General features: G+C 54.1%; 7 protein-coding genes and 1 pseudogene. 3 read left to right on the top strand and 5 right to left on the bottom strand.

Annotated features, from left to right (window positions below):
• Positions 1 to 72 precede the first annotated feature (72 nt).
• From ACYVG7_RS03870 to ACYVG7_RS03850, 5 genes are all read right to left on the bottom strand, one after another.
• Positions 73 to 297 carry a DUF2809 domain-containing protein gene (locus ACYVG7_RS03870; RefSeq protein WP_460881930.1) on the bottom strand — a complete coding sequence of 75 codons (225 nt, stop codon included), beginning with the start codon at positions 295 to 297 and terminating at the stop codon, positions 73 to 75.
• Between the two features lie 79 nt (positions 298 to 376).
• Positions 377 to 856 carry a cupin domain-containing protein gene (locus tag ACYVG7_RS03865; protein WP_460881929.1) on the bottom strand — a complete coding sequence of 160 codons (480 nt, stop codon included), beginning with the start codon at positions 854 to 856 and terminating at the stop codon, positions 377 to 379.
• A gap of 42 nt (positions 857 to 898) precedes the next feature.
• The gene (locus tag ACYVG7_RS03860; protein WP_460881928.1) at positions 899 to 1,378 is read right to left on the bottom strand and encodes a GNAT family N-acetyltransferase; all 480 of its coding nucleotides are present in this window, start codon (positions 1,376 to 1,378) and stop codon (positions 899 to 901) included.
• 85 nt (positions 1,379 to 1,463) lie between these two features.
• A complete protein-coding gene (locus ACYVG7_RS03855; RefSeq protein ID WP_460881927.1) occupies positions 1,464 to 2,081 on the bottom strand; it encodes a hypothetical protein in 618 nt (205 codons plus the stop codon).
• Between the two features lie 250 nt (positions 2,082 to 2,331).
• Positions 2,332 to 3,651, bottom strand: a complete 1,320-nt coding sequence (locus ACYVG7_RS03850; protein WP_460881926.1) for a methyl-accepting chemotaxis protein — start codon at positions 3,649 to 3,651, stop codon at positions 2,332 to 2,334.
• Between the two features lie 250 nt (positions 3,652 to 3,901).
• Between ACYVG7_RS03850 and ACYVG7_RS03845 the strand changes: the two are divergent.
• The 3 genes and pseudogenes from ACYVG7_RS03845 to ACYVG7_RS03835 all read left to right on the top strand — a co-directional run.
• Positions 3,902 to 4,118, top strand: a pseudogene (locus tag ACYVG7_RS03845) (helix-turn-helix domain-containing protein); the annotation flags it as partial.
• A 53-nt stretch (positions 4,119 to 4,171) separates the two neighbouring features.
• Positions 4,172 to 4,351, top strand: a complete 180-nt coding sequence (locus ACYVG7_RS03840; RefSeq protein WP_460881925.1) for a hypothetical protein — start codon at positions 4,172 to 4,174, stop codon at positions 4,349 to 4,351.
• A 242-nt stretch (positions 4,352 to 4,593) separates the two neighbouring features.
• A complete protein-coding gene (locus ACYVG7_RS03835; protein WP_460881924.1) occupies positions 4,594 to 4,857 on the top strand; it encodes a hypothetical protein in 264 nt (87 codons plus the stop codon).
• The last annotated feature ends 865 nt before the right edge of the window (positions 4,858 to 5,722 follow it).

Raw genomic sequence — 5,722 nt, 5'->3', positions numbered from 1 at the left:
CAGGCTCTGCTGTCTGAATGAACAATATTTGTTCGAATGTATGGGGTTGTTCAAAGTATAAACACTGATGCGTCAGCCCTGCTCCACGGCATAAGAAAAAATCAGCACTGCCACAATTAAGTGCTTATTATTCATCTGAATTACGGCACGCAGCAGGCAGAATAATAACATCACCACCAGAACATCGCCGATAAATGGACGGATCAGGGTATCGTGAACCCAGAGGGCGATGGCCAATTCCACACCAAATAGCAGAACAGCCAGTAGCGCATAATGTTTGTTGAAACCAATAGCCATATATTTCTCGTGATATATCCAGTGTTAGGTACTCATGATTAAACTTGAATCCGTTTATTCGGAAATAGGGGATATCTCGTTAGTCTGAATAGGGAGTGCCATCTTTATGGCTGATGGCCCAAGAGCCATCGGCGCGGGCATTAAACGCCAGATCATCCTCCGGATAGGTGACGGCATCGCCCGGCGTCCGGTCGCCAACTTCCAGATAGACCACCTCTTCGGCAGAGCGGTTGAGCAATTGATGGCCCAAGGGGCTGCCGGCTTTAAAACCGATACAATCCCCCGCCGTCATGACCTGTTCGTTGTCACCCAAACGCAGAATCGCGGTACCGGAGAGAATGTAGATAAACTCATCTTGCCGGGAATGGTGATGACTGAGCGCCGATATGGCACCCGGTGCGAGATGGGTCAAGTTGACGCCGAAGTTCGTTAATCCGAACTGCTCCCCGAGTTTGCGTTTGCTTCGGCCTGCGACCAGGGCGGCAAAGGGTTCGGGATACAGGGTTTTTACGCTATGGATGGCGACATCGGCGGCGGGGATGGGTTTAAGCGCGGTCATTATGGATTCCTTATGCGTGCACACTGTCCTGGACATTCATCCTCATGGTTGGCCGCTCGATGCGGCGGCCTTGCACTCGGGCCGCCATAGCATCTCATAACTGTGTTCGGTTGCGGAGTGAATGATAAAGCCAAGCCGTTGATACAGGTGCAATGCCGGATTGCTCTTAAACACACTGAGCTGGACCGCGACCCCGGCCAGCCGAGCCTCCTGCAGGATCCCCTGCAACAGCTGAGTACCAAAACCTCTGCCCTGTAGTTCCGGCGCCAGCTGTAGCTGGATCAAGTCCCAAACGTCGCCTTCTTTGACCAACTTCAGTAAGCCGATCAGCTGCTCGCCGCGACAGATCAGCTGCGCGCAGTCAAGGCGCAGCTCAATGCGAGCCAGATGATCCTGCTCCGAATATGCAAGACCGACGGATTGAAAGTGGGGGTCCATGGTGCGGTGGCGGAGTGCCAGGAGCGCGGGCACATCGGCGTCGCTGGCCGGGCGAAAATGCGCGACGACTGGTTCAGGGTTCACAGAGATCGAGCTCCTCGATGTGACGGTTGCTATTTATCATGCAGCGGCAAACCTCCGGGGTTGTCGCCGTACTCGCCGTCGGGGATTAATAGCCACGCAACAACCCGGCCATCACAGGCTCATCGCCAGCCGTCCGGGTTTCCATGACCGCGGTATACAGCGGCTTCTCGGCGATCGTGATCGATTTCACCTGATAATCTTGCCGGGCGATGCGCTGATAGAGTTCCAGCGTTCTGACATTCAGCCACCCTGCGGCGGCGACCCAGATGATAGCGCCCGCAAAAAAGGCGATGGAATAGGGATCCTGACGATTGAATTGAGTCCAGGCAGTGACGCTATCGTACAGGGCTACCAAGGCAACCGTGGCACACACAACCGTCTTGATCCGCGCCGCCATGAGTAGCTTCTGCGCCAGGATCGATTGCTGCCGAAAAAAGATATTACTCAAATAGACTCGTTCATCTTCAACCGGCACATGGATCCAGTTGTATTGGGTGTACACGATATCCAGAGAGGTTTCGCGAAAGGCAATATCCTGCTGCTCCCAGCGATTTGCCAGTATGGCCAGCACCGTAGGGGCCACAATAAACAGCGCCAGCGCATAAAAGAACGGTGCCTTGTAGCCGAGCATGGTCAGCAAAATCACAACAAGTGGAATAATCATCCGGTACAGCACCGGGTTAAACATCGTGGTTTGGGTCATGGGGGCTCGCGTTTTGAATTGTTTAGAGAAAGTAATCTGCGCCATTTGAACCCCGCACGCAAGCATCCCGAAGCCCGTTTGTGGTAGCCGGAAGCGCCAGTCTAGGGAGTTATGGGGCGATCAGCTGCAATCCTGGCCACTGTTGCAACCACTGCTTGGCGCAGACCCGCTAGCGCATCGAATCTCATGGCACCGCTAACCCCTGAGTGCACCCAACTCCGATACCGTGGCCGGTCATACCGTCGCGGCGCTAATCCTGCAGCGACTGCGTCACATGACTGACGGCCTCGACCACGGAGAGCGCTTGCTGCTGGATGTCGGCAATGACCTGATCGGCCTGCTGAACCCTGGCCACCCCCTGCTCGGCCTGCTGCTGGTTGGCCTCCATGCCCGCCACCACGGCTTGAGTTAATTGCTGATTGTGTTTTACCACCTCCACAATTTCCTCGGTTGCCTGGCTGGTACGGGCGGCCAGGCTGCGGACTTCATCGGCAACAACGGCAAATCCACGGCCAAACTCACCGGCGCGTGCGGCTTCGATGGCCGCATTGAGGGCCAGCAGATTGGTCTGATCGGCAATGCTGCGGATGGTGCCGACTATGTTGCTGATACGATCCGATTGCTGGTTCAATGCCGTGATAGCGGCCGCGGCCTGCTGCAGTTGTGATGCGATCGTTAACATCATTTGCGCACTCTCATTCACCACCTGGCGACCGTGCTTTGTACTGTCGCTGGTTTGCAAGGCAGAGGCATAGGCCTGACGGGCCGCTTCACTTTCCAACTGATTTCGGCGGATCTGGGTGGTGACATCCGTGGCAAACTTGACGATCTGATAGAGCTTGCCTGATTCATCGAACACCGGGTTGTAGGTTGCGCGTAACCAGATGACATCGCCAGTCCGTGTTCGCCGTTCAAACAGGCCACTAACAAATTCGCCTCGGTTCAGCTGTGCCCAAAAATCAAGGTATTCGCTGCTGGCCGCCAAGTCGGGGGCACAGAAAATTCTATGGTGTTGGCCACGAATCTCCGCCAGCCGGTAGCCCATCACCTGCTCAAAATTCTCATTGGCCGTCAGCACCTCGCCTTGTGGATTGAAGGCAATGACGGCCATCGAACGATTGATGGCTGTGATCAGCGCATGTTGTTGCTGGGCGTCGCCGACTGCCGCGGTAATATCGGCCGCCAACTTGATGACCTGAGACACACTGCCGTCTGCCGCGCGCACCGGCATATAGCTCGCCTCGAGCCAGACACGGCGGCCAGACTTGGTCTGGCGCTGGAATTTATCAGTAAAGCTCTCGCCGCGCGCCAGGCGTTGCCAGAACAACTGGTAGTCGCGACTCGCGGCCAATTCGGCTGAGCAAAAGAGGCGATGATGGACGCCCTGTACTTCCTCCAGCCGGTATTCCATCAGGTGTAGGAACTTGTCATTGGCATCCATGACGAGCCCCTGAGGAGTGAACACAATCATGGCCATCGCCTCGCGAATGGCGGTCATGGGTGCACGCAGGGCCGCGTTTTCTTGCTGACAGGCGCGCAGCTCGTCTCGTTGTTTACCCCACTGGAACATACACTTCTCCTCAGAACATAGGGCGACAAGGAACGGTTGTTTACAAAACCGATGTGCATCGGTTGTTTCGCGCGATAACCGGCCCCTCAATGACGATAATCGTGGGTGACAACACGGAGTTAAGCCAGTGCCGCCTAAATAACCGTTCCGAAATGTAGATCACTTATCCGGGAAAGAAGGGAACTCGGCGTCGTTTGTGCGATCTGATTAATCGCCAAACCAATCAAACGACAAACGAGCCGAGCCCGAAATGATACTAACACTCCCCGACCATGATGAGCGACGCCGGATCATCAACAAGATGCACCGGACCAAAGATAAAGATCTCTGCCGGAGACTCAACGCCATCTTGCTCCTTGCTGACGGGCACAGTGTCTCGGCTGTTTCTCGGCTCACTGCCGCCGCCCGGTCATCGATCACGCGGGGTGGACTGGTACACATTGTACGGTCTGGAGGGGAGCGAAGCGAACGACTTAAACTATTTGTTGTGAGCTGCAACGAAGCTGGCTATGACAGCCGCTTGGGCAACAACGAAATACCGTCGCTGAAACAGATTGGCCTGAACAGCGTCACGAAGAATAGAACGCCTAAAGATCCGAATCTGACCAATCGGATAAAGCAAAGAACCGCCGCTGATGTGGGTATGGTTCTCGGATTTATGTGGAGCAAAGAAGAGCAGGGCGCTGGTGCCAATGTTTAACCTGGACTGCTAACACCATAGAAGAAAACAGCGCTATAGCTGGTATTCAAACTGAACTGCAATTGCCCACCAAGATGCTGCTAAAAACGTATTGGCTTGGCTGATTCACCGAACCCCAACGACCGAGCTCGAAGACCAGCAGGATTCAATGTTGCTTGCTATTGCAACCGCTCTTGTACCTATTCACTCAATTGCCTGGATAACCGCACAACGTCTGTTTAACCGGCTGGCTGCAACCGGAGTTGGATAAGGAGTGGCTGCGTATAGCCAGTCCGGTGTTTAAACTTTTGTTGTGCCGTTGCGATGAAGCTGGCGACGCCAGCCGCTTGAGCAACAACGAAATAGAGCCGCCGGAACGGATTGGCCTGAACAGCGTCACGAAGAATAGAACGCTGATTTACCAGAACCTGACCAACCCGATAAAGCAAAGAACCGCCGCTGCTGCGGGCATGGTTCTCGGATTTATTTGGAACAAAGAAGAGCAGGGCGCTGATGCCGATGTTTAACCCGGACTGCTAACACCACAGAAGAAAACAGCGCCAATGCTGCCATTCAAGCTGAACTTTAATCGGCCACCAAGATGCTGCTGACGGCGAATTGGTTTGAATGTTTCGCCGGACCAGAACAACAGAGCTCGAAGACCAGCAGGATTCAATGTTGCCTGATATTGAAACCGCTCTTGTACCTATGACCACCACTGCTTGGAAAACCGCACAACGTCTGTTTAACCGGCTGGCTGCAACCGGTGTTGAATAAAGAGCGGCTGCGTATAGCCAGTCCGGTGTTTAAACTTTTGTTGTGCCGTCGCGATGAGGCTAACGACGCCAGCCGCTTGGGCAACAACGAAATAAAGCTGATGGAACAGATTGGCCTGAACAGCGTCACGAAGAATAGAACGCCGTATTAACCGAACCAGCCTGACCTGATAAAGCAAAGAACCGCCACTGATGTTGGCATGGTTTACGGCCCTTAGTGGAACAAAGAAGAACAAGGCGCTGATGCCGATGTTTAACCAGGACTGCTAACACCACAGAAGAAAACAGCGCCATTATTGGTATTCAAACTGCATTCTAATTGGCCACCAAGATGCCGCTGACAGCATATTGGTTAGGATGATTCACCCAACCCCAACGACCGAGCTCGAAGACCAGCAGAATGCAATATTGCCTGCTATCGCAACCGCTCTTGTCACTACAACTCAATTACTTGGATAACCGCACAACATTTTAAATAACCGGACCGCGCAGCGGGTCCGGCGGAAGCCCGAAGGGCTGGAGCGAAGTTGATTTATTTGTGTACGCCCAGCATGGGCATGAACTGATGGGGTGAAAGTCCCCTGTAGGAAGATCACCCTCGGCTCTCTGGCTGAGG

The organism is Pseudaeromonas pectinilytica (assembly GCF_054780855.1).
This window is presented reverse-complemented; position numbering and strand designations above follow the sequence as displayed.